We start from the raw sequence: 25,699 nt of genomic DNA, 5'->3' as shown, positions 1-25,699 counted from the left end.
AATGAGGCATGACGCGGCCCCGCTTGCAGCCACCGAAACGGGCTGCGTCCCACGCCACGCGCAATGAATGCTCGATGTGCGCGCAGAAAGAGACATGACGTCTGCTGCCAGATATCGCGACCGGCGGGTCTGGCAGCACAGTGACACTCAAGGGGTCGGACCTGATCATCTCACTGAGATATAAAGAAAAACACAAAGAGAACATCAGTTATTCTTCCTTAGACAGCCGATTTACGAGTTGGAATTGGGCATGTAGGTGCCGGACGAATCGTGTAACGATGTCGTCTCGCGATCCGATTCAGTTCGTCTTGTATACACTTGTGGGCCCATCTGCCTCCGGACTTCTTCCATGAACGGCTTGCTGCCCACCGCCAGGCTGCCGGACCAGCGAGGATCTCGTTGCATTCGGTCGTCCGCCAAAGCCTGCTCGACCCATTCCCGATGAATCGTGCGGAACTGGCTAGTGCCCTCCATGCCCAGCGTTTGTTGCAGTGCATTCAAATCGATAATCCGATATCGACGTGGTGGCGACTGAATCTCTCGGTAGCCACTGGTTTCCCAATTCGCGGGATGGGTGACTTGGCCCGCACGGACCATGTTGAGATCGATATACACAAGGCAACGAGCCAGGTGGTCACCCTTTTCCACCGCGGTCGCGTGGTAGCGATCCTCCCAAAATGCCCCTTTGCGCTGCTTTCGTCGGTTGTAAGCCTGTGCCACCCGGCCCGCAACCAGCTGCATCGACTGGGCGATCTCGCCCTTGCCTTGGTCGCGCACGAGCAAATGAATGTGATTCGACGTGACGATGTAGTTGAGGACACAAAGCCCGTAACGTTTACGGGCCTCGAACAGCCAATAACGCCACAAACGTCGATCACGAGCGAACTTCAGCAGAAACTGCTGACGATGGCATCGGTGGGTGATGTGCCAGACCTGCCCTGGTATCTGGAAACGGCGCGAGCGCGGCATGAGCTCCTCCCTGGAGCGTCAATTACAGGGACGAAACAGCCGGCTTGAGGCGGATAACCACCTCCCAACCGTGCAATAAGGTATGCGACGGCTCACGATGCTTGCGCTTCTAAAGGGGGTTCGCGAACCATCCGGTTGCATCACGTCGATGATCGGCGCGCGGCTTTGCTGAGATCCAACGCACACCGGGCGGCGAACGCGCCGCGCATGGCGACAATGCCACGCAGCCGAATGGTCTTTGGGCAGCCATATCAAGAAGATAGAGATCAGAGAAATCCCACGGGAGGGCGCGAGTGCGCCCCGTGTGAGTGCGTCGTCCATCCGTGACAACCTCAACTATCAGTCCATTAGAATATGCTGGAGTTGACCACCCTTTTCTTGGCGAGTCAAACAATCCAACCACCAGGGAGCCAACGGCGGTCGGACCCACGCAACCAACTGATATTACTGCATAACTGCCATTAAAACCCGCCCACATTCGCCTTAGAGGACCAATTCCTTTGATGGAATAAGTGACCTAAGGAACTGTCAACGCAAGCTCGGGGCTTGCCGCGGAACCACGGATGCGCCCTTCTACTTCGCCCCGGGTACACGGAAACGGTTTATCCCCCTCCTTTACTAGAGCTTCATTTACGGGGGAGAAACAGGTGCTCTAAGGACGTTCAGCTCCGGATGTCTCACCGAAATTCTCACGTATACATTAGGTTAGACAGGGTTAGACTGGTCCGACCCCGTCGCAATACTCCGCCACAATCAGTTGTTTCTTGTTGATCGAAGCGTGTGGCAGAACGATACGCCAGCGTATTGCCGGTGGTGGATTCGGGAATCGCGGCCATTGCACGCTTGAGGTCCACCATCAATTGTCGGAACGCGACGGAATCGATCTCCTGCCCGAGATTGAGCACACAGAAGCCTGGCTCATCGAAATTGACGCGACACGTGCCGCGGTAGATGTCAGCAGCGATCGACCTTACGTTCAACGACAAGGGACGCAGGCAAATCTAGGCGCGTGGCCATGTTCTTGGTTCACTGTTCATACTTTGTGTGGATCTGAACTTTCCTTTGGCGAGAGACATGACGCGTGAGCGTAGCGCAGACACCCAGACCCATCAGGCATCCGACTGCACACTTCCGAACCAGCAACTAGGTGCAAGAGGAGAACACCAAATCCCGCTTGACAGCCCGCCGCGACCCGGTAGAATTCGCATCCGTTCGACGACAGGCGCGTAGCTCAGTTGGTTAGAGCACCACCTTGACATGGTGGGGGTCGTTGGTTCGAATCCAATCGCGCCTACCAACATCGAAAGCCCGGCAGCATCATGCTCGCCGGGCTTTTTCGTGCTTGGGATTGGCAAACGGCCGACTCCTGTCCCCACGATCCGGTTCCCACGGTCTAGGCTTTCATGGCGTTAACCGAACGTCACGAGGAGCCGCCATGGCCCGAAGCCTTGAACAGACCTCTGCCTTTCATGCCCGCCTGGCCGGCTACGCCGGGCTGATCCCGTTCGTGATCCCGCTGCTGGTCGTCTGGTTTGAACCGGGCCATGCCGAGGCGGCGATCGCGGCGCAACACGCCTACGCCGCGCTGATCCTGAGTTTTCTCGGTGGGATCTACTGGGGGGTGGCCATGAGCCGCCAGGTGGTGGGATGGTTCTGGCTGAGCGTGCTGCCATCGCTCTGGGCCTGGCCGGCACTGCTGCTACCAACCTTCGCCGGCACCGTCATGCTCGCGGGCGGCTTTGCCTTGATGTTACTGCTGGACCGGGCCGCCCGGCGGCAGGATGTCATCCGCGAATGGTTCTTCCGGCTTCGCCTGACGCTGAGTGCCGTGGCGATTGTTTCGCTGCTGCTGGCCATGACCGGCTGAAAACGACACGGGGACTGAAGCAAGAACCCGCCTTGCCGCTGCCAGCGGCCGGCCGCGCGGTCGTCCGGTCGATCCGGCCACGCGAGACGACGATGCCACCCAAACCGCTCAGCGGGTCTCCGAATGAAGACAGACCCGCACCTGCCAGATCGCGAAGGCCGTGCCCAGCACCAGACCGACCGCAATCCAGATAAAACGGGACCCGAGGCTCACTTCGTCCCCTGCGGTGACATCACGGTGCGCGGCAACGCCGGCCATCCAGGCACCGACCGCTTGCCCACCTCAAACCAATCTCTTGTCACCCGCCCCGCTCCATTGCTGCACTCGTTATGACCATTCCATTACGATATGCACATATCCGGAACAGGCAATACGGCGGCCGTCGGGCTCAGTCCGGTTCCGATGACCGGACGCCGACGTGACGCTTCTCCCGCCTCGTGCCTGACCCGGCTTTTCCCTCGGCCAGCAACGTGACGGCCATAGCCCGGGGGCACCATCACGGTGTATTGCCATTGCCCGCCATTGCTGGACCATAGACACGGTTCACCGTATAAAAGTCGACTCGACGATCTTTCTTCCAATCGACAGGGATGCCATCCATGCGCGTGGCCCGTTCGGTCCGACACGTAATCACCGTCTGCCTGTTGCTGTGTGCCCATGCACTGGCACTACCGGGGGGCGCGACCCTCGCCGCCGAACTGCCGATCGATCCACGCGCCCCGCTGTCGCTGGACGGCCCATGGGAATTCCATTGGCAAACCTTTCTTTCACCCACGGACCCGCGCAACCCGACAGCCGAGGCAACCGTTCGACTGCCCAGCAGCTGGACGCAACTCGAGGTCGACGGCAGCCACCTGCCACCCCAGGGTCATGCCAGCTACCGGTTGCGCCTCGAACTGGGTGACGATCGCCCCGAGGCGCTGCTGCTGCGAGTGCCGCTGGTCTACTCGGCCTACCGGTTGTACGTCGATGGCAAGGAAGTCGCCCATGTTGGCGTACCGGCCACCACCGAGGCCGAGGCCCGACCCGACTACGGGCAACGAACCGTGTGGATCGACCAACCAGGAGAGACGATCGACATCCTGCTCCATGTGAGCAACTTCAGCGCACGCATCGCCAGCATTCCTCGTCCCATCGAAATCGGCACGCCCGAGGCCGTCCAGGGCCTGTGGGCGATCGAATTGATCAGCACCAGTGCCTTGGCCGGCGGATTGATGCTGATCGGTCTGTCGCAACTGATCCTGTTCGTGATCCGCCGCCGTGAGCCCGCCTACCTGTTCTTCGGCCTGACAGTGATCTTCTGGTCGATCCAGACCACCTTGTCGGCCCAGTTGCTCGAGGCGATGGGGCTGCATATCCCGATCCAGCTGGCCCGACCGCTCGACGGCTTGTCGGCACTCGCCGCCGGCATCAGCTATCTGTGGTTCCTGTCCGCGCTGTTCCCGCGCGAACTGCCGCCGCGCCTCACGCGCTGGGCCGCCCTGCCGATCATTGTCTACCTGCTCATCGCCATCGCCGACCCGGGCCTCACCCGCAGCGTGACCATCGGCTGGCTGCTCTATCTCGTGGTCGCCCTGCTGGGCCTTGCCCTGCTCGCCCTCTTGCAGGCGGTCCGACGCAATCGTCCCGATGCGGGCCTGATCCTGCTGGGCAGCGCGATCGTCGCGTTCACGGCCGCCTTGCAGATTTACTGGTTCAACGAGGCGGGCGTTCGCGATGCGGTGGCCGGCGTGGGCGTCCTGGCGGCCATGAGCCTGCATAGCCTTGCACTGGCCCGACGCAACGCGCGGGCCTTCGAACGCAGTCAGCGTCTGGAGACCGCATTGCGGCGCGCCAACCGCTTGAAAGACGAGTTCCTGGCGAACACCTCGCACGAACTGCGCACGCCGTTGCATGCCATGATCGGCCTGGCCGAATCCCTGCCCCGCGAGGATTCGAAAACGCGTCAGGGGCTCGACCTGATCATCCAGAGCGGGCGGCGACTGGCGCGATTGGTGGATGACACCATCTCGTTCACCCAGCTCAAGCACGGCGAGCTGCCCATCCGGCGGCAATCCACCGCGGTTGCCCCCATGATCGAACGCGTCATGGCCACCTGCCAGCCGCTGCTCGGCTCGCGCCCCCTGATGCTGGAATCCGAGGTGGAGGAAAACCTGCCGCCCGTCCTGGCTGACCCGGATCGCCTGCACCAGGTGCTGTTCAACGTGATCGGCAACGCCATCAAGTTCACCGACGAAGGACGGATCCGCATTGCCGCCCGCCGCGATGGCAAGCAGGTGAGCTTTTCCGTGGAAGACACCGGCATCGGGATCGCGAGCGACGAGCTGGATCGCATGCAGCGTCCCTACGAGCAGGGCCACGACTCGAGTCTCGACGGTCGCGGTGGGTTCGGCCTGGGGCTGGCCATCAGTCGCGCCCTGCTGGAACGGCACGACAGCGAACTGGAACTCCATAGCCAACGCGGCGCCGGCACGAGAATCCGCTTTTGCCTGCCGGCTGCCAAGGAAAAAGACGTCGCCGCCACTCCCATGACGGGGACCGCGCTGGCGGAATGGCCGGCCCGCCAAGACCCGCATGGGGAGGTCGCCAGTGCCAACGGCAAGGTGACGACCATCCTGATCGTCGACGACGACCCCACCGCCGCCGTCGTACTCCAGGAACAGCTCCATCAGGCCGGCTACCGCACACTGGTCGCCCATTCGGGCAACGAGGCACTGGAGCTGGTCGCTCGAAATCGCATCGAGCTGATGCTGCTGGACGTGATGATGCCGGACATGAGCGGCCTGACCGTCTGCCGCCTCCTGCGCGAGGAATACGACGCCATCACACTGCCCATCATCCTGGTTACCGCACGCACCCGCCCCGAGGATGTCGTCGAAGGCCTGGAGGCCGGCGCCAACGATCACCTGGCCAAGCCATTCTGGCGCCGCGAGATGCTCGCGCGGGTCGAGGCCCATCTGCGCGTGCACGAAAACGAGCAAATGCGCTGGGCGCTTCGGGAGACAGGCGTCTCGCCGGCCGACAACAACCACGACGATCCCAGGGTCCTGCTGGTCAAGCTGCTCGAATGTGCCGTCACCCTCTGGCAGGCGCAGACCGGCACGGGTCGCGCCGAGCTGGCCGAAAAAAGCCGCTTGTGGACCGTGACCCTCGACGGTTCGGCCAGAAAGACCCGCACGCTCGACCGCTACCTCAACCCCGACACACTCCCCAAGCGACCACGCTGGGGCGTGGTGGTGCGTACCGCACGGTTCGTGTTCGAGCACCTCGATTCCGACACCGACCGCGACGCGCTGCGCCGCCGCATCGAGCATTTCGAGCGCATGCTGCCGCGATAGCCCGTCGACCGGGTGGCTCGCCCCGGGGTTGTACCTTTGGCCAATAGACATGCCCCGCGTTGCCGCCGAGACTCCGTATACAAGCAGACATGTCGACCCGCCGGCCATTGCCGTAACGCGCGTCGACCGATAACGGAGAGATGGTCATGGCTGAAGCAATCGCGGTTGTTCTGAAAGTTGACGGGGATGTCTGGGCGCGCTCGGCGGATGGCGAGATGCGTCTGCTCCAGGAGGGCGACGCCGTTTATGTCGGCGAGACAGTGGTCACTGCGCAGAATGCTCGGGTCAGCCTTGACCTGGGCAGCGGCGAGACCGTCCAATTGGCCAGCGGTCAGTTCCTGCTGATGTCCGACGAGATGCTCGCCGACGCGCAATCGAGCAGTGACGAGCAAACAGTGACCGACGCAGGCGTCGAAGAAGTTCTCGCGCTCCTCGAGGGCGACGGTGACATCCTCGAACAACTGGAAGACCCCGCGGCCGGCACCACCGGCGGTGGTGACGCCGGTGGTGCCGGACGCTGGTGGAAGTCAGCCGGATCGTCGAGCAGATCGACCCGTTGGCATTCGACTTCGCCGGCCCCGCGCGTGAACCGAACGAGCCGATCCCGGGCGTGAACGGCCTCGCCGCCGAACAGACCGAGACCACCCCGGCCATCACCGTCAACCTGGACGACCAGAATGGCCTGAGCGTCACCGAAAGTCTGATTTCCGGCAGCACGACCAACGTCGCTGCCGGCCAGACCGTCTCCATCGAGGTGAGCGACGGCGAGAGCACCGTCAGCACCAGCGCCATCGTTCAAGCCGACGGCAGCTACCAGGTCGTCGAGGACCTGAGCTCGCTTTCCGACGGGGAGCTCACCGCCACGGCCACCGTGAGCGACGAAGCCGGCAACCAGGCGACCGACACCGACACGGCCATCCTCGACACCCAGGCCGAGGCCACGATCACCATCGATACCATTGCGGGCGATGACGTGATCAATGAAGAGGAATCCGGCGAGACCATCACTATCACCGGTTCCGTCGGCGGCGACGCCAGCGAAGGTGACACCGTCACCCTGACCATCTGGGGGCAGTCCTTCAGCGGCACTGTCGACGGCGACAACAACTACGCAATCGACGTACCGGGCAGCCTCCTGGCCAGCGGCGGATTCATCGACTTGCCGCCCGAGTTTCAGAACCCGGATTTCCGGGAAGGCCAGAACCCTGACTTTGGCAACGGCGATTTCCCACTGCCCGTACCGGAAGGCGGTCTGGTGCAGGCGTCCGTTTCCGGTAGCGACGATGCCGGCAACCCCTACAGCGCTTCTGCCACCCGCCCCTACCAGGTCGACACCTTCGCGGGCGCCGAGATCAGCATCGACACCATCGCTGGTGACGACGTGATCAACGGCGAGGAAGCCGACGGCAACATCACCATCACCGGCTCGGTCGGTGGTGATGCCACCGAGGGCGACACCGTCACCCTGACCATCGGCAGCGAGACCCGAACCGGCGAGGTCGACGGCGACGGCAACTACGCCATCGACGTCCCGGGCAGCGTGCTCACTGACAACAGCCAAGTCGATGCCAGTGTTTCCGGCACCGACGAGGCCGGCAATCCGTTCTCTGCCGACACCGACCGGGAATACGGCGTCGACACCGAGGCCGGCGCCACCATCAGCATCGACACCATCGCCGGTGACGACGTGATCAACGGCGAGGAAGCCGACGGCAACATCACCATCACCGGCTCGGTCGGTGGTGATGCCACCGAGGGCGACACCGTCACCCTGACCATCGGCAGCGAGACCCGAACCGGCGAGGTCGACGGCGACGGCAACTACGCCATCGACGTCCCGGGCAGCTTGCTCGCCGACAACAGCCAAGTCGATGCCAGTGTTTCCGGCACCGACGAGGCCGGCAATCCGTTCTCTGCCGAGGCCGAGCGCGAGTATGCAGTGAACACTCCCCCTGTCGCCGATCCCGTATCGACGTCAGCGGAGATCTTCGGGGCGGAAAGCGTGCTCCCGGAGAGCGTGTCCGGGAACCCGTTGCTGTTCAAACAGTTTTCGGTGGACGGCACGGTCGATGGCGATAACGCAGAACCGTCAGCCACGCTGGGAGGCAATGATGCAGAAACGCCCCTCGACGAACTGAACTTTACGCTGGACTCGGTTCCCGTCATCGGAACGCTCTTCATCGACGTTGACGGCGACGGCACCTTCGCGCCGGCACAGCAAGGGAACGAGTTTTCCGATGCCTCCACGTTCTACTGGATGGACGACGGAACGGCCAGTGCCGAGGTCACCGTCGACTTGAGCCAGGCGCCGAGCGCTGATTCGGGGCTGTCTCTGTATGCCTACGGCTACGACGGCGAGCAGGACAACACGCTGCTGAATTTCCAGGGGAACGGTGTCGGCGTCAGTGACGACAGCGACAACAACCTCCAGCAGCAGGTCCCCAATCAGCTCGGTTACCGGGATGGCCAGTCCCAGACCCTGGTCATGGATTTCGACGAGCCGGCGCATGGCGCCGAGGTTGGGGTCAGTCGCCTGATCAAGAACGAAGGCGAGGTAGGCAAGGTCGAGGCCTATCTCGACGGTGAGCAGGTCGGCGCCTGGACCTTCAGTGGCGTGGACGGGGCGGCCCTCAATGGTGAGCCGGTCGACTTCAATACGGGCGGAGACAACGGCAGCTTCAGCCTGCCCGAAGGCATCGTCTTCGATCAACTGCGCTTCACCGCCACCGAGTACGCTGACGGCTACCAGGCAAGCGGGTCGTCCAACGACAGCAGCGAGTACTTTGTCGACAGCATCGACTACAAGACCTTCAGCCCGGCCGAGTTCACCTACAGCGTGACTGATGGCCAGGGCGAGCAAAGCGAGTCGGTGACCGTCACGATCGATGCCCCGCAAACGGACACGGCCGTGCCGGCATCCTTCGACACCACTGCGCCGAATGCCCCGAGCGTGACCATCGCCGACGGTGACGCATTCATCACGGCTGATGAAATCAGCGAAGGCGGCAATGTCTCCGTGACGATCGGGCTCAGCGAAACCAACGCCGTGGCGGGTGACACCCTGACGGTCAATGGCAATGACATCACGCTGTCCGAGCAACAGGTCAATGCCGACGAGGTGGTCACCGAACTGACGGCACCCGACGAAGGCGAAAGCTTGGAAGTTACTGCGACGATTACCGATCAGGCCGGCAATACCTCCGACGAGGGCTCGGCCGATGCCCTGCGTGACACGCAGATCGCCACCCCGACCATCGCCATCGAGGCGGCCGATGCCAATGACGATGGCATCTACAACGCCGACGAGCTCGGTGAAGACGGGACGGTCAATGCCACCATCGCGGTGGCCGGCTCCGAGGTCGGTGACACCCTCACCTACCAGGTCACTGGTGGCACCGAGCAGACGGTCGTCCTGAGCCAGGACGACATCGACAATGGCATCACCGTCGCCCTCGAACCCGAGGCCACCATCACCGCCTCATTGTCAGACGAGGCAGGCAACACCTCCGGTGAGGCCACCGCCACCGCATTGCCGGCCGATACCCTCGCCGGCATCACCGTCACCCTCGACGACGTCGATGCCGCGAATGCCACCAACGCGCCGATCTTTGGCAACACCACCGACGTCGAAGCGGGACAGGCGGTCTCCCTGGCGATCACCGATGGCACCGATACCGTCAACGCCACCGCTACCGTCGATACGGATGGCAGCTACGGCACCACCGCTGACTTGAGTGGCCTCGACGACGGCAATCTCGAGGTAACCGCCACCGTGAGTGACCAGGCCGGCAACGACGCCACGGCCACCGATACCGCCGCGCTCGACACCTCGGGTGTGGCTATTGAATCGATCACCTGGAAGATCGGCGGTGATGCCGATGATGTGATCGAAAAAGTCTGGGACGGTGGTTTGGGCACCGAAAGCTTCGGTGTTGGAGACGCAGACGATGTTTCCGGTGGGTTCATCCGAAGCAACCGTTTGGATACTTCCAATACGCGGGACATTGCTATCCAAGCCACAGAAAACAGCAGTTACACCTTCGAATTTGATGTCGGCAGCGAATATCAGATCTCCTGGACTGAAGACACTTACTTCTGGGGATTCCCGATTGGCAGTGAAACCAGAACAATGCTCGGCACCGTCGAGCGCTCCGACGAGGTTTCACTTCAACCGGATGGCCGAGACCTGGTGGTTTTCCGCGGGTCAGTCGATGGAGAGGAGAAGGTGTTGGTCATCGACTCCACCGGGATCGAGCAAGGAGGCTGGTTCAACAACCCAAGTTATGCGGTCAACGATCAAGATGACACGACTGTTGGGTTTCGCGAAACCGAAATCAGTGGCAGTGCCGAGGCAGGAGCAACGGTCGAAATCACGGATGGCAACGGCTCAGTGGTCGATAGCGTGACGGCTGATGGCGATGGAGCGTGGAACACGACCATCTCCCCGGCGAGCGGCGCCACCGGCGCACTTACCGCCGTTGCCACCGACTCCGACGGCAACGTCACCAGCGACGCCACCACCTATACCCTTGGTGGAACGGGCAACGACGCGCTTAGCGGCAGCGCGAACGACGATGTCCTCTTCGGCGGACTGGGAAATGATGAGCTCGTTGGTAATGCCGGTGACGACGTGCTGATCGGCGGCAAGGGGGACGACACCCTCACTGGCGGGCTTGGCGACGACGTATTCAAGTGGGAGCTGAATGACCAAGGGAATGCTACCAGCCCGGCCAACGACGTGATCACCGACTTCGGCACCGGCAACGACGTGCTCGACCTGCGTGACCTGCTGGTTGACGAGGCCGAGCAGCCGGTCGCCGACTTCCTTTCCGTTACGGAAGACGGCAGTGACCTCGTGTTCCAGGTCAGCCACGATGGCGGCACCAGCGGGCAAACCCAGACGATCCGGATGGAAGGCAAGTCGTTCAGCGACTTTAATGGCGCGACCAACTCGGATGAGCTTATCCAGAACATGCTCGACAGCGGTCAATTGAAGATCGACACCTGATCCGGGTGCGCCCCGGACGGTGTAGGCCGTCGCGAAGTGGGGTAGGATCGTGTCATGACTCGACCACGGCGCCCGGCGGCGCCGTGCTACGTTTCCGGTTCGCCCCGCCGTTAGAGGGGATGGCTGCCGACGGAGCGATCCGTAGGCAGCCTCGCTTGAGCGCCCTGCTCGATGCGAACCGTGGAACTTGACCTCACGGGACGGTGTGGATGCCGGCATCTGGGACAATCCGACTCGTCGCTGCCGCGATCGCCCTCCTTCTTGCCGCGTCGATGCACGGTTTCGGGCTGGCCGAGGTGCGCGTGGATTTCGGCACGCTCAAGGCCGAGGTCGAGGACCGTTTCGGGCCAGATCGGCTACCGGTAGTCGACGGACTCGAGGAACTGCTCGACGAGATCAGCCATTTCGCGCCAAACGAGCGGGTTGAACGCGTCAACGCCTTCTTCAACCGTCAGATCCGCTACGTCGAAGACACTCAGCTCTGGGGCCAGTCCGATTACTGGGCCTCGCCGGTGGAGACGATCGGCCACGGTGCGGGCGATTGCGAAGACTTTGCCATCGCAAAGTACCTCGTGCTCCTCGAGGCGGGCATCGACAACCGCCAGCTGCGTCTTATCTATGTTCGCGCCCGGATGGGCGGCGGTAGCCGCGCGCACATGGTGCTGGGCTATTACCCGGAACCGCAGGCCGAACCCCTGATCCTCGACAGCCTCGTGCGTCTGGTCGCGCCGGCCAGCCGTCGCCCGGATCTCACCCCCGTATTCAGCTTCAATAGCGAAGGCCTGTGGGTCGGCGGCCAGGAACGCCAAGCCGACCGGGCGACCGACCGTCTTTCCCGCTGGCGCGACGTGCTCGAGCGCACCCAGGCGGAAGGCATCCGCCTCCCCGCGCCCACGGCTTCCAGCGACACCTCGACAAGGCAGAATGAGTGACCCCGCCATGGCATTGAACAGACAACTCTGGATCGCGATCGCCTCGGTGATGATCATCGCGTTCGTCAGCAGCCTCGTGATCAGTTTCCAGAGCGCGCGCGGCTATTTCGAGGAGCAGTTGCGCCTCAAGAATATCGACAATGCCAACACCCTGGCCCTGTCGCTCTCGCAGGTGGAGAAGGACCCGGTGTTGATCGACCTGATGCTTGCCGCGCAGTTCGACACCGGGCACTACCAGCGACTGGAAATCATCGATCCGGAAGGCGATCCCATCGCGTCGCGCACCCGCGACGACGCCGGTTTGGGCGACGTGCCCGACTGGTTCGCCGAGCTTGCCGAATTGCGGGTCGATCCCGGTGTTGCGCAGATCCCGGACGGCTGGCAACAGTACGGCACCTTGTACGTCGAAAGCCTCAGCGGCTTTGCCCTCGAGGCCCTCTGGGATACCACCGTCGAGCTGTTCTACTGGTTCTTCGCGATCGCGGCCGTACTCGGCCTGATCGGGTCACTGGTGCTCAAGTCGCTCACTCGCCCGCTGGTCGACGTCGTCCGGCAAGCCGAGGCCATTGGCAGCCAGCGCTTTGTCACCACGAGCGAACCGCGCACCCTGGAATTCCGCCGGGTCGTCCGGGCCATGAACATTCTCACCGGGCGCGTGCGACAGATGCTGGGCGAGGAGCGTGCCCGACTCGAGGAAATGCGGCAACGGCTACAGAGCGACGCGCTCACCGGGGTCGGCAACCGCGCCCGATTCGATGACGTGATGACCGCCCTGCTTGCCGATGATGACCCCAACTGCCACCACGGGATTTTCCTGGTCCGGCTGGTGAACCTGGCGGAGATCAATCGAAGGCTGGGCCACCAGGACACCGACACCCTGATCTGCGAGGTCACGGCACGTATCGAAGAGATCGCGCGCCGCCACCGGGACCAGTTCACCGACGACCACATCGCGCGCCTCAACGGCAGCGATTTCGCGCTCGTGCTCACCGATCTGCTGGATATCGAACCGATTGCGAACCAACTCGAAGCGGGCATGCGCCAACTGGCCGAACGCCATTCCGACGCCGCGCCGCTGCAATTCGCCCTCGCCGCGGACTCGTTCGGCTCGAGAGACGATCGCTCGGCGATCCTGACCCGTCTGGATGACGGGCTGGCGCGTGCCGAACATCGTCAGACCACCTGTCTGGAACGGGCGCGGGCCATCGATCAGGCCGAACAACTGCATGGCAGCGACGACTGGCGCGAGATCCTCGGCGCCGCCATCGAGGGTGGGGATATCCATGCCGTCCACTTTTCCACCCGGCGCCTCGATGGCCGCCTGATCCATCGCGAAGCCATGTTGCGACTCGACGAGGACCGCAACACCTGGACCGCCGGCCAATTCCTCCCCTGGGCACGCCGTCTCGGTCTGCTGCCGCAGCTCGATCTGGCCGTGGTCGAGGGCGAACTCGAGCGCCTGGCCAACCAGGATGACCGGGAGCCCATCGCCCTGAACCTCTCTATCGAAACGCTGCTGGATGATGTAGCTCGCCACCGCCTGATCGGTTTGCTGGCGTTACGGAGCAATCTGGCCGATCAGGTCTCGCTCGAGGTGGCGGAACGGTCGGTGATCGACCATCCGGTCGCATTTCGCGAATTCTGCGAGGCCGCCGCTCCGCTGGGATACCGCGTCGGCATCGAGAAAGCCGGCCACCGCCTGATCGACATTGATGCCCTGCACGAGCTTGGCCTGGTCTACATCAAACTCGATCGGTCGCTGACAACCGACCTGCGCGACAACGAATCGAACCGCAATTACCTACGCGGGATTACCGGCATGGCCCACGCCGTCGGCCTGACCGTCATTGCCGATGGCGTGCGCTCGACAGAGGAATTGGCAGGGCTGGGCGACCTGGGGATCGACGGGGCAAGTGGTCCCGGCCTCCCGGACTGACACGAAGCCCCGGCCCGATACGGTGCTGGCCCGATACGGGCCGGATGACTCGGGCGGCCGAGAACGGCGGACGGAGAGATAACGCCGCGACAGCGCTTAGGGCATGAAGCGATCGTCGCCGTTGTCGTCCGACCCAGCGATCAGGTCCAGCGCCTTGCGATCACGACGCAACTGGCGCCGATCGAGGAGCTTGCGCTGGGCGGCCGTGGGCAGTTCGGTGAACCGAATAACACCCTTCTCGATCAACAAGTTGGTCAGGTCCTCGACCACGCGGACGAGCTCGGCGTCCGAGCGCTGCAGGGCCTCGGCGACCGCGGCCGGATCGGCCCCGTGCGACAGATGGATGAATCGCTGCACGGCGGGGTCATCGGCGGGCAGCGTCTCGGTCATGTCCGGTTCCGGCTCCCGTCCCAGCTTGAGGATTTCCCCGCTCTCGTCGCGTCTGACGTAGACACTGCCCATTAGCCACCCCTGGGGCGATCAGCCCACATCGCGTTTCCCCTCCGTTGCCATCCGCAATCGGACCATCAACTGCATTCGATCACGGACACCGAGCTTGCGAAAGGCTGAGCCCAGGTGGGCCTTGACCGTCCGCTCGGTAATCTCGAGCCGGCGGGCAACCTCCTTGTTGCTCAACCCGGAGGCGACGGCCTCGGCCACTGCGGATTCCCGTTCCGTCAGACTGGCCAGCAGCGTATCGCCGGCCCGCGTGACGTCCGCGTCGCCATCCAATGACGTCGACAGCACCCGGACCACCCCATTGACGACCTCCGCGGGCAGCCACATGCCGCCGGACAGTACCGCTTGGGCAGCCTGGGTTAGCAGGTCCGGTGGCGACACGGCGTGCACATAGCCGCGGGCACCATGGCCAAGCGCGGTACGGAACTCGTTCATATCGGGCTGACGGCTCATCGCAATCACGCTCGCCCTTTGGTCCACCAGGCCTTCGATCACCCGTTCCCAGGCCGGCAGGCCCGTCAGCACCCAGGCGACGGTGAGGCCCGCGGCTGGCTCGCTTTGGATCAGTCCGCCGAGCGACTGGGTCGAATCGACCACCGACGCCTCGGGGAAGGCACTCTGCCATCGCGAGGTATGGAATCCGGGTTCGGTCAGGAAGACATGTGTCGGGGCATTCATCGTTCGGACATCGATTGGGAAAAGGCGCGCAGCACGGGCTTGAGGAGGTATTCCAGCACCGTCTTCTTGCCGGTGAGGATATCCACCTCGGCCATCATGCCCGGCAGAATGGGCTGCTCCGGCGAGAAGCCCGCCGCCTCGGTTTCCAGGCGCACGAGGTAGAACGTGTTGTCGTCATCGTCGGTAATGGTGTCCGAGCTGATGTGGGTAACCGTTGCGTCCAGCCCGCCGTACTGGGTGAAGTCATAGGCACTGAATTTCACCTTGGCCGGCAGGCCGGGCCGCAGGAAGGCGATATCCTTTGGATTGATACGCGCCTCGACCAGCAACTGGTCGTTCGACGGCGTGATCTCGAGAATCTCGCGTCCAGGCCCGACCACCCCGCCGGTGGTGTTGATGAACAGCCGCTGCACGGTGCCGTCCATCGGCGCCCTGACTTCGGTTTGCTCCACCCTGTCGACGAGACCGACCGCGGCCTCACCCAGTGCTTCAAGCCGGGCACTGGCATCGGACAACTCGGTACGCCAGCGATTGAAGGCATTCAGGCGCACTTCCTCGATGCGACCGGTTGCCTCCTCGATGGCGGATTTCGCCCGCGTGATGGCCGCCTCGGCCCGCGCCAACTCGCCCAGACTGTTCGCCTCATCGCGCTCAAGCCGGATGATGTCGATATCGGATACCGCACCGGAGTTGAGCAGCGGACGGGTGACCTTCAGCTCTTGACGAATGAGGCTGAGCGCGCGGGCATGCTGGGTGCGTGCCGCCTCGGCCTCACGCAGGTCCTGACGACGCTGCTCGAGCTTCTCACGGTGAATTGATATCTGCTCCTCGAGCTCCCGGCGGCTGGACTCGAACAGGCGACGCTCATGGGCAACGACGGCGGGGGCCTCACGTTCAAGATCCGGCGGAAAGGTCAGGGACTCCTGGCCAGTCAGAGCGTCGAGGCGCGCCACCTCGGCCCGAAGGGCCTGGCGCTTGGCCTGATTCTCGCGCAAGCTCGACATGGAGCGGGTCTGGTCGATCTTGACCAGCAGGTCACCCTGCTCGACGGTGTCACCCTCGCTCACCAGGATTTCGCGCACCGTGCCCCCGTCGAGCGATTGCACCAACTGGGTTTTCTGCGACGGGATCACCTTGCCCTGACCGCGCGTCACCTCGTCAAGCTCCGCAAAACCGGCCCAGACAATCAGGGCGATCAGGACGAGAAACATCACGTAAAGCAAGGCCCTGGCACGCACCGGGCTCTGCTGCAACTGCGCCCAACCGGCCTGGGCGGCCCAACTGCCGGGGCGATCGTCACGAGAGGATCGATCCGGGCGGGGTTGCTCCGTCGACTCGCGCCGCGTGCCGGTCAGCCGTCCAACCCCCTCGAAGCCCCGTTCCTCCAATGTCTTGCGCCGCTTTTCGGTCATCGCTCGGCCCCCGAGATCCGTCCCTGGCGCAGTGCCTCGATGACCTCCTGCTTGGGTCCGTCGGCGACCAGCTTGCCGGCATCGAGCACCAGGATGCGATCCACCAGCTCCAGCATCGAGCTGCGATGGGTGTTGACCAGCAGGGTTTTATGCCCGGCCACCTGTTGGAGGTTGCGCTTGATCGACGCCTCGCTGGAATGATCCAGCGCGCCGGTGGGCTCGTCGAGGACCAGCATAGGCGGGTCATGCAGCAACGCACGGGCGATGGCGATCGACTGGCGCTGGCCACCGGAGACGAACTGGCCGCGCTCGCCCATCGGCATGTCGAAGCCTTCCGGATGGCGGTTGATCATGGGCGCGAGACCGCTGAGTTTGGCGACCTCGAGAATCCGCGCATCGTCGACGCCCGGCGCCCCGAGGGTCAGGTTGTCCTGCAGCGAGCCATGGAACAGGGAGATGTCCTGGGGCACGTACCCGATCGCCCGACGCAATTCCGCCGGATCGATCTGACGGGCATCGACGCCGTCGATCAGTACCGCGCCGGCATCCGGCTCGTAGAGGCCGAGGATCAGTTTCTCGATGGTGCTCTTGCCCGACCCGTTTCGTCCCAACACAGCGACGTGCTCGCCGGCACCAATGCGGAAACTCACGTCGTCGAGCACCACCCCGCCGGTCTGCGGGTAGGAAAAGCTTACGCCACGAAACTCGATCTCGCCCTTCAGGCCGGGCCGGCTGATCCAGGACTTGCCCGGCGGGCGCTCGACCGGTTGTTCCATCACCTCGTCGAGCGAGTCCAGTGCCGCCGCCGACTGGTGATACTGCATCACCAATCCCGCCGCCTGGCCGATTGGCGCCATGGCCCTCGATGACAGCAGGTAGGCGGCGATCATTCCGCCGAGGCTCAATTCACCTTCCATGATCAGGTAAACGCCCACCACGATGATCGTGATGCCCACCGCGTGCTGGGCCCATTGCGCCCCGCTGACCACCGAGGCGGACAGCAATCGCATCCGTGCCGCGTTCTGCGCGAGAAAAACCGAGGTCTTTTCCCAGTCCGCCTGGATACGGCTTTCCACGCCGAAGGCCTTGACCGTCTCGATGTCGGTCAGCCCCTCGACCAGCGTCGCGTTGCGCATCGCGCCAGCGCGCATGGCTTCCTCGGACAACCGCTGCAATCGCGATTGGGCACTCAAGGCGTACAGCAGCACACCCAGCGCGCCCACCACGATCGGTATCACGAGCTGCCAGCCGATCAGGGCGACGATGCCGGCAAAGAGCAGGACAAAAGGTAGATCGACCAGGGCGACCACGCTCATCGAGCCGATGAACGTGCGCACCGACTCGAAGGCATGCACGGTGTTGGCGAACGAGCCCGTGGAGGTGGGACGGTTGGCCATGCGCATGCCCAGCACGCGTTCCATGATCGACGAGGAGAGCTTCACGTCCGCTCGGCTCGCGGCCAGATCGACGAAGCGGCTGCGCATGATCCGCAGCGCCAGGTCGGCGCTGATCGCGAGCAACACCCCTGCCGCCAGCACCCAGAGCGTCTCGGTCGCGGCGTTCGGCACCACCCGGTCGTAGACGTTCATGATGAACAACGGCATCGCCACGGCGAACAGGTTGATCATCACCGCCGCCACGAGCACGTCGCGGTACAGGCTGCGGTTCTCGCGAATCACGCCCCAGAACCAGTGCTGGTCACGCTTCGGTTTCAGGTTGCCGGCGCGCTCATCGAACGAAAAGCGTGGCTGGACGTAGATGAACCAGCCGCTGAACTCGGCCCGGAGGGATTCGAGGTCAACCTCGACCTCGGCATCGTTGAGCTCCGGATAGACCACCGTGGCGATACCCGCCTTGCGATCGATGCCAGTCAGCACGCAGGCGCTGTCGTCCTGGCACAGGAGAACGGCCGGCAGGAGAGCCGGATTCACCGCCGTCAGCTTGCCGGAAACCAACTGACTCGACAGGCCTGCCCGCTTGCTCGCCCGCTCGAACTCGGGCGGTGCCAACCGACCCCGCTCGAGCGGCAGCCCGGCGACCAGTGATTCGCGGGACATGGGTTTGCCGTGGTATCGGCACAGGAACATCAGGCAATCGGTCAGTGCATCGCGGCTTGATCCGCCCTCGCGACTTGCCTGGTCATCCCGGCTTTCCCCCTCATCCTGGCCGTCATGACCAACTTGGCGTCGCTCAACCCGTTCGTTCGGCATTCCACCCCCGCGCCATGCCTGTCCAGAAACGAGAATCCGTTGCACGGGTGGCCGACAGGATCAACGCCACCAGCCCGGAGCACACGGCACAGGCATCCCGCCGCTCCCGATGCAGAGGGAACGATTCACCATGAGAGCGGTGTCCGTCAATCATTGCGTGCGGGGCACCTCGGGGAGGTTCATCGCGACGTCGACGCTCGGGCAGGCAGAATCCGTGTCGACCGGCAGGCGCTCGGCTCCCAGATCGGCAAGGCTGGGCAGGCCGTCGCGGCGGACGTCCAGCGACTCGAGCAGACGCCCGCTGGCTGCAAGCGCTCGGGCAATAGCCACCCGGCGATCGGCCTCGGCGTTGACGTAGGAACGGCTGGCCTGGAAGAACTCGTTTTCCGAGTCGAGTACATCCAGCAGCGTGCGCTGGCCGATCTGGAACTGGTTGCGATACGCCACCCGCACCCGGTCGGCGGAAAGACGATAGTTGTTGAGCGTCTCCACCTGCTCGGAGAGCTTGCGCACATCGTTGTAGGCAATTTGCAGCGTCTGCCGCATGTTCACGCAGGCGCGGTCTCGCTGGCTCTTGGCCACGTTCAACTGCTCGGCGGCACTCTTGATCGCGGCGCGATCGCTGCCCCCGTTATAAAGGTTCATGCGCAGTTCGAGGCCGACGCGGGCATCGCGCTGATTCTCGCGTACGCCAAAATCATCGCGATTGTCGACACCGTAGCTGGCATTGAGGTTCAGTCGCGGTTGATAGGACGCTCGCTCTCTCTGGACCGCGGCGCGCGAGGATTCGATGTCCCGCAGGGCGGCGCGGAACGACGGGTTGCCCTCGTAGGCCAATTTCAAGGCCTCTGCCACATCGGGGGCCAGGGTCGAATCATCCAGGGAGATCGGCGCGAGCCGATCGGCCGGTCGCTCACCGACGATGCGCAAGTAACGGGCCGTCACGTCGTGCAGGTTGGAGATCTCGGTGACCAAGTTGGACTCGGACAACGACACGCGGGCGTTGATCTGCTCAAGGTCCGCCCCGCGTGCCACGCCGGCCTGCGAGCTTTCCTCGATCTGGGCCTTGACGTCGAGATGTTCCTGGTAGCTTTCCTGCGCCAGGTCCACCAGTTCGCGACGGCGAAGCACGTCCTGGTAGGCGGTCAGTGCCTCCAGCGCGATGTCTTCAGCGCTACCCAGCAATTCGTAGTAGCGGACGAGTTGAGCGTTGTCGAGGCGCTCGACCTCGGAGCGGGTGAAAAAGCCGTCGTAAAGCATCTGCGTGAGCGAGATTTCCGCCGCGGCAACGGAATAGTCCTCGTTCACCCCGTAGTTGCGGGACTCCTGGCCGACACTGGCGACCGCGTCGACGGTGGGCAGGTAGCCCCCGCGAGCCACGTCGATATCGTGTCCCGACGAGACAAACGCATGCCAGTTCGACTGCACGTCCGGATTGGACTCGATCGCCTGCTGGACGACCGTGGCCAGGTCATCCGGTTGCTCTGACTGCGCCAGCACGGTCATCGGCGCCCCCATCAACCCGGCAGCCACCAGCGTTGACAACGTTTTCTGCTTTATTGTTTTCATCGTCCTATCCCTTTAGCCATTCGGTGGATAACCTCGATTGGCCAACAACCGGCACGTAGCCATCCAGCTACGTCCGGCCTTCGATTGACTTAAAGACTCCAAATCCCCTGCCCAGTCCATTGGCGGCATCAAGCGGCTCAACCTTCCGATTCGGAGCCAAATACCTTGCAACTCGAGACTCGACGGGTAGCCAGCTGTGGTTCGATTTCGGGTCAGGCCGAGCACGACACAGAGGCCCCCATGCCCGAACCGGCGCCTCGCAGGCGCGCCACTCACAGGCGGGTGACGCGCTTGAACCCCGCATGGCCTTCACGTGCCCATGGAGGCCGCCGATTCTCGCTTGGAGCTTATCCCGACACGCCTTCGGCACAACAGGAACAAAAAGGAACAGGAAATTATTGCCAGATCGTCAACCACTTGCGAGAACCCCAAGCGAAAGGCGCAGGCACTCGCGCGCCGTGTGGCGTCCCGAATCAGACCACGATCCAGCACCACTCATGGCGGCAACCGAGGATGCCTACGAAAATCCGGACCCTCGGCGGCATTCGCACAGGCGAGCAACCGGCACGCCGGCGACTGCCGAGACGCGCGGGCAAATGACGCATCCCGCCAAAAGTCGACTCCACGCGATCAGATGGCTTTGATATCATCCGCGCTCTTCTGGGGAAACGCTGCACGAATGCCATACCGCCCGGCGGGGCTTGGTATTCGTGCAGAGTTTCCCTAAAACCATGGCGGGTGCGCCACGACGGTTCCGGCTGTCCGCACCCTTCGACCCACACGGATGCAAACGCGGGCTTTGGTAGGGCCCGCCACTGGCATCCCAGCTCAGGAGGGCACATGCCGACTATCACGCTACCCGACGGCAGTCAGCGCACGTTCGATCACCCCGTCTCACTCGCCGAGATCGCATCCGACATCGGACCGGGCCTGGCCAAGGCCGCCGTGGCCGGCAAGATCGACGGCACACTGGTCGATCTGTCGCGCACGGTCGAGAAGGACGCGGACATCGCCATCGTCACGGCGAAGGACCAGGAGGGCGTCGAGATCATCCGCCACTCCACCGCGCACCTGATGGCCCAGGCGGTCAAGCAGCTCTACCCGGAAGCGCAGGTCACCATCGGCCCGGTCATCGACCAGGGCTTCTACTACGACTTCGCCTTCGACCGGCCCTTCAACGACGAGGACCTGGAGAAGATCGAGACCCGCATGCGCGAGCTGGCCACCGAGGGCGACGAGCTCGAACGCCGCGTGATGGAACGCGACGATGCGGTGCGTTTCTTCAAGGACCTGGGCGAGGACTACAAGGTCGAGATCATCAAGGACATCCCGGGTGAGCAGGAGCTCTCCATCTACACCCAGGGCGACTTCACCGATCTCTGCCGCGGCCCGCACGTGCCGCACACCAACAAGCTCAAGGCCTTCAAGCTCCTGAAGGTGGCCGGCGCCTACTGGCGTGGGGATTCCGACAACGAGATGCTTACCCGCGTCTACGGCACCGCCTTCGCCTCCGACAAGGAACTCAAGCGCTACCTCAAGCAGCGCGAGGAAGCCGAGAAGCGCGACCACCGTCGCCTGGGCAAGCAGCTCGACCTGTTCCATTTCCAGGACGAGGCGCCGGGCCTGGTGTTCTGGCACCCGCGCGGCTGGGCGATCTGGCAGGTGATCGAGTCCTACATGCGCGATGTTTACAAGCGCTCGGGCTACGCGGAGATCAAGTGCCCGCAGATCCTGGACGTGTCCCTGTGGAAGAAGTCCGGCCACTGGGACAACTACCAGGAGAACATGTTCTTCACCGAGTCGGAGAAGCGCACCTACGCGGTCAAGCCGATGAACTGCCCGGGCCACGTCCAGGTGTTCAACCACGGCCTGCATTCCTACCGTGACCTGCCGATCCGCTACGGCGAGTTCGGCTCCTGCCACCGCAACGAGCCCTCGGGCGCACTGCACGGCATCCTGCGCGTGCGCGGGTTTACCCAGGACGACGGCCACATCTTCTGCACCGAAAAGCAGATCGAGCCCGAGGTGCGCGCCTTCCACGGCCAAGCGCTCGAGGTCTACGAGACCTTCGGCTTCTCGGATGTGCAGGTGAAGATCGCCACCCGCCCGGACAAGCGCATGGGCGCGGACGAGGTCTGGGACGAGGCCGAAGAAGCCCTGCGCAGCGCGTTACGTGCGGCGAACGTCGCATGGGAAGAACTGCCGGGCGAAGGTGCCTTCTATGGGCCGAAGATCGAATATCACCTGTCGGATGCCATCGGCCGGACCTGGCAGTTGGGCACCATCCAGGTGGACTTCATGATGCCCGAGCGCCTGGGCGCGACCTACGTCGACGAGCACAGCGAGCGCAAGCACCCGGTCATGCTGCACCGCGCGATCGTCGGCTCGATGGAACGCTTCATCGGCATCCTGATCGAGCACCACGCCGGCCAGATGCCGCTGTGGCTCGCCCCGACCCAGGCCGTGACCATGGGCATCACCGACAAGCACGCCGAATACGTCGATGCGGTCGCCGAACGCCTCAAGGCGGCCGGCCTGCGGGCAGAGGCCGACCTGCGCAACGAGAAGGTCGGCTTCAAGATCCGCGAGCACACCCTCGAGCGCGTGCCCTACCTGCTGGTCGCGGGCGACCGCGAGATCGATGCCGATTCGGTTTCCGTGCGCACCCGTTCGGGCGAGGATCTTGGCTCGGTCAAGGTCGACGAGTTGATCGAACGCCTCAAGGGCGAGATCGCCGAGCATCGCTAAGAATCGCTAAGACCAGGCACAGGCACGGGACAACCAGCCGCGGTTGGCAACCACCGCGGCTCGGGAAGGTCTGCACGAATCCGATACCACTCTGCGCGCCTTGAGCCGGGCAGATGCAAGGCGTTCGTCCGCCGCGGAAGGGTGGTTCCCTTTCCAAGGACGACAACGCAGCAGATGCCCGGCTCAAGGGGCGCCCGGCGGGGCCTGGCGAGTCGCCCGTGCTCCGCGTTGCGATGTCTTGACGTGCCGCCGGCACGCCGGCGACATCGCGCCTTGATCACGAACGACTCGCCAGGCCAGAGTGGCATCGGATTCGTGCAGACCTTCCCTTATATGCTAATTTTTCGCCAATTCTCCCGGAGCCGGTCGCTCTGGGTTACTATTCTCGTCCAAACCTGATTGGAGGGTACGAACATCGCTCAACAACGCGGAAAGGGTCCAGCCAAAAGCGACGACCCACGGATCAACGACCAGATCACCATCCGGGAAGTCCGGCTCGTCGACGAAAACGGCGAGCAGGTGGGTGTTGTCGACACCGACGAGGCAAGGGAACGCGCCGTCACGGCCGGGATGGACCTGGTCGAGGTCTCGCCTACAGCCAAGCCGCCTGTCTGCAAGATCATGGACTTCGGCAAGTTCAAGTATCAGCAGAGCAAGAAGGCGGCCGAGGCCAAGAAGAAGCAGAAGCATATCGAGATCAAGGAGGTGAAATTCCGTCCCGGCACGGAAGATCACGACTACCAGGTCAAGCTGCGTAATGCGACTCGCTTCCTCGAGGCCGGCGACAAGGTGAAGATCACCCTGCGCTTCCGCGGTCGAGAGATGGCCCACCGGGACCTGGGTGCCGAATTGCTTTCTCGCATCGAGGAAGACCTGTCGAACCTGGCCACCGTCGAGCAAAAGCCTCGCATGGAAGGCCGACAGGCCACCATGGTGATGGCACCACGCCCGACCAAGACCTGAACGACAATCGTTCGGTGTGATTCCCAAAACCCGCCTCTTCGGCGGGTTTTTCGTTTGTCCGAGACGATCGACGGGCCTGGATCCTGGGAACCTCACCCGGCCTTTCCTATCGTGAACCGCTGGTCCGGTCCGGCGGCGCCGATGGCCGCCCAAGCGCGGCAATGGTATCGGCATGGAAGCGCGCCGCCTCGGCCACCGCGGCACGGCCCTCGTCCACCGGCAGCACATTGATATCCGTAATCGTCTCGCCGGCAAGCGCCCGGACGGTGGCATGCGCGCTATCCGACAGCGCCTGGGCGTTGTAGCCGCCCTCAAGCATCACCACCAGCCGATCGTCGCAAACCTCCTGTGCCAGGGCGCACATGTGCTGCGTCAGCGCCGCAAACCCGGTTTCGTCCATGGCGCAGGTCTGATCCAGATAGTGGCAGTCAAACCCGGCGGAAATCAGGATGAGTTCGGGCCGGAACGCCCGGGCCGCGGGGCGCACCACCTGCTCGAGCACATCGAGCAGCGCCGCGTTGCCGCTTCCCCGGGGAAAGGGCACGTTGAGGTGGTAGCCCACCCCGGCCCCGGTGCCGGTTTCAGTCAGCTTGCCGGTTCCGGGATAGAACGGGGCCTCGCAGTGGCTGTCGACCACCAGCACGTCGGGCCGGTCGTAGAAGATGTCCTGGGTGCCGTTGCCGTGGTGCATGTCCCAGTCCCAAATCATCACGCGCCGAAAGCCTAGTACCTCCCGCGCATGCATGGCGGCCACGGCGATGTTGTTGTATAGGCAGAAGCCTCTCGCATCGTCGGTCGAGGCGTGGTGACCCGGCGGGCGCACGATACAGAAGGTGTGGCGCCCTTCCCCGCTGGCAATTGCCTCGATGGCGCTGATGCCGGCGCCGGCAGCCAGCCTCGCCGCGACCACACTTTCGGGGGAAACCGCCGTCGTGTCCTGTGCCAGCCAGCCCGAGGCACCGACCAGCGATTCGATATAGGCCAAATACTCGACCGAGTGGACTCGCTGGAGCTGAGCATGCGTCACCGGCATCGGGACCCGCCAGCCTTGGCCGTCGACGGGTTCGGCCTTCAGCCGTTCGACAATCGCCGTCAACCGCTCCGGACGCTCCGGGTAGGCGTAAGTCTCCAGGCTGGCTTCGGGATACTGATGGGCGATCATCGCCTTGACGGCATCGCTCCATTCCGGGTGCTGGGTGTCCCAGCCAGACGGCTCGTGACCAAGCATGCGCGCGTCGTAAAAGATCAGCACGGCCTTCTTCATCGCAACCACTCCGCAAGAAGATGGCTTTGTGCCACCCCGGTCGCTCGGCACCAAGCCGGAACACCCCAAGGTGCTGCACAACCCCAACCAAGTTGGCAGTCAAGCATAGCCCTTTGCCCTCGGTTTAACGCCCACCGGGGTGACCGGTGCGCCGTCGCGGCATCGCCCGCCCGCTCTGACGGGGCCACGGCAAACCGGGTGGTTTTGATGGAAGGATTGCGATCACGGCAGCTCTCCGGTATTCTCATGCGCCGTTTCGCCGCCCCGGGAACCCTCGAGGGCAGGCAACGGTGAAATCGTCCGCGCACGTTAAACACTCCGACGTGGCCGGATATCCAAAAACAAA

At 63.6% G+C, this 25,699-nt stretch carries 15 protein-coding genes and 1 tRNA gene; 9 read left to right on the top strand and 7 right to left on the bottom strand.

What is annotated here, in order from left to right; all coding sequences use genetic code 11:
- Positions 1-231: 231 nt before the first annotated feature.
- Positions 232-969, bottom strand: a complete 738-nt coding sequence (locus SR882_RS04865) for a transposase (protein ID WP_322522208.1) — start codon at positions 967-969, stop codon at positions 232-234.
- Between the two features lie 1,220 nt (positions 970-2,189).
- Here SR882_RS04865 and SR882_RS04860 point away from each other — a divergent pair.
- The 7 genes from SR882_RS04860 (at position 2,190) to SR882_RS04830 (ending at position 14,050) form a co-directional block, all read left to right on the top strand.
- Positions 2,190-2,266: transfer RNA gene (locus SR882_RS04860), tRNA-Val, on the top strand.
- Positions 2,267-2,404: 138 nt separating this feature from the next.
- A complete protein-coding gene (locus SR882_RS04855; protein WP_322522207.1) occupies positions 2,405-2,836 on the top strand; it encodes a DUF3429 domain-containing protein in 432 nt (143 codons plus the stop codon).
- Positions 2,837-3,435: 599 nt separating this feature from the next.
- Positions 3,436-6,174, top strand: coding sequence for a response regulator (locus SR882_RS04850; RefSeq protein ID WP_322522206.1), 2,739 nt, complete (start codon positions 3,436-3,438; stop codon positions 6,172-6,174).
- Positions 6,175-6,320: 146 nt separating this feature from the next.
- Positions 6,321-6,788, top strand: coding sequence for a retention module-containing protein (locus SR882_RS04845; protein ID WP_322522205.1), 468 nt, complete (start codon positions 6,321-6,323; stop codon positions 6,786-6,788).
- Positions 6,695-11,182, top strand: a complete 4,488-nt coding sequence (locus SR882_RS04840; protein WP_322522204.1) for an Ig-like domain-containing protein — start codon at positions 6,695-6,697, stop codon at positions 11,180-11,182. Before SR882_RS04845 ends, SR882_RS04840 begins: the two co-directional genes overlap by 94 nt.
- A 209-nt stretch (positions 11,183-11,391) precedes the next feature.
- On the top strand, positions 11,392-12,114 hold the full coding sequence (locus SR882_RS04835) for a transglutaminase-like cysteine peptidase (RefSeq protein ID WP_322522203.1): 723 nt from the start codon (positions 11,392-11,394) through the stop codon (positions 12,112-12,114).
- A gap of 7 nt (positions 12,115-12,121) precedes the next feature.
- Positions 12,122-14,050, top strand: a complete 1,929-nt coding sequence (locus SR882_RS04830) for a bifunctional diguanylate cyclase/phosphodiesterase (RefSeq protein WP_322522202.1) — start codon at positions 12,122-12,124, stop codon at positions 14,048-14,050.
- 96 nt (positions 14,051-14,146) lie between these two features.
- Here the strand turns inward: SR882_RS04830 and SR882_RS04825 are convergent, their stop codons facing one another.
- The 5 genes from SR882_RS04825 to SR882_RS04805 form a co-directional block, all read right to left on the bottom strand.
- A complete protein-coding gene (locus SR882_RS04825) occupies positions 14,147-14,512 on the bottom strand; it encodes a tryptophan synthase subunit beta like protein (protein ID WP_322522201.1) in 366 nt (121 codons plus the stop codon).
- Between the two features lie 18 nt (positions 14,513-14,530).
- Complete coding sequence (locus SR882_RS04820; protein WP_322522200.1) at positions 14,531-15,106, bottom strand: response regulator transcription factor; 576 nt, start codon at positions 15,104-15,106, stop codon at positions 14,531-14,533.
- Between the two features lie 77 nt (positions 15,107-15,183).
- Positions 15,184-16,599 (bottom strand): HlyD family type I secretion periplasmic adaptor subunit, encoded by a 1,416-nt coding sequence (locus SR882_RS04815; RefSeq protein ID WP_322522199.1) that lies wholly within the window; start codon positions 16,597-16,599, stop codon positions 15,184-15,186.
- Positions 16,596-18,809, bottom strand: coding sequence for a type I secretion system permease/ATPase (locus SR882_RS04810; protein ID WP_322522198.1), 2,214 nt, complete (start codon positions 18,807-18,809; stop codon positions 16,596-16,598). The genes SR882_RS04815 and SR882_RS04810 overlap by 4 nt, the downstream gene beginning before the upstream one ends.
- Before the next feature lie 150 nt (positions 18,810-18,959).
- On the bottom strand, positions 18,960-20,378 hold the full coding sequence (locus SR882_RS04805; RefSeq protein ID WP_322522197.1) for a TolC family outer membrane protein: 1,419 nt from the start codon (positions 20,376-20,378) through the stop codon (positions 18,960-18,962).
- 840 nt (positions 20,379-21,218) lie between these two features.
- Between SR882_RS04805 and thrS the strand changes: the two genes are divergently transcribed.
- Positions 21,219-23,126, top strand: coding sequence for a threonine--tRNA ligase (gene thrS / locus SR882_RS04800; RefSeq protein ID WP_322522196.1), 1,908 nt, complete (start codon positions 21,219-21,221; stop codon positions 23,124-23,126).
- Positions 23,127-23,525: 399 nt separating this feature from the next.
- Positions 23,526-24,089 (top strand): translation initiation factor IF-3, encoded by a 564-nt coding sequence (infC, locus tag SR882_RS04795; protein WP_456152242.1) that lies wholly within the window; start codon positions 23,526-23,528, stop codon positions 24,087-24,089.
- Between the two features lie 106 nt (positions 24,090-24,195).
- Here infC and SR882_RS04790 read toward each other — a convergent pair whose 3' ends face one another.
- On the bottom strand, positions 24,196-25,353 hold the full coding sequence (locus SR882_RS04790) for a histone deacetylase family protein (protein WP_322522195.1): 1,158 nt from the start codon (positions 25,351-25,353) through the stop codon (positions 24,196-24,198).
- Positions 25,354-25,699 lie beyond the last annotated feature (346 nt).

This window comes from Guyparkeria halophila (assembly GCF_034479635.1).
Lineage (GTDB): Bacteria > Pseudomonadota > Gammaproteobacteria > Halothiobacillales > Halothiobacillaceae > Guyparkeria > Guyparkeria halophila.
Note: the sequence above shows the minus strand (reverse complement) of the source record. Positions and strands in the feature narration are given on the sequence as shown.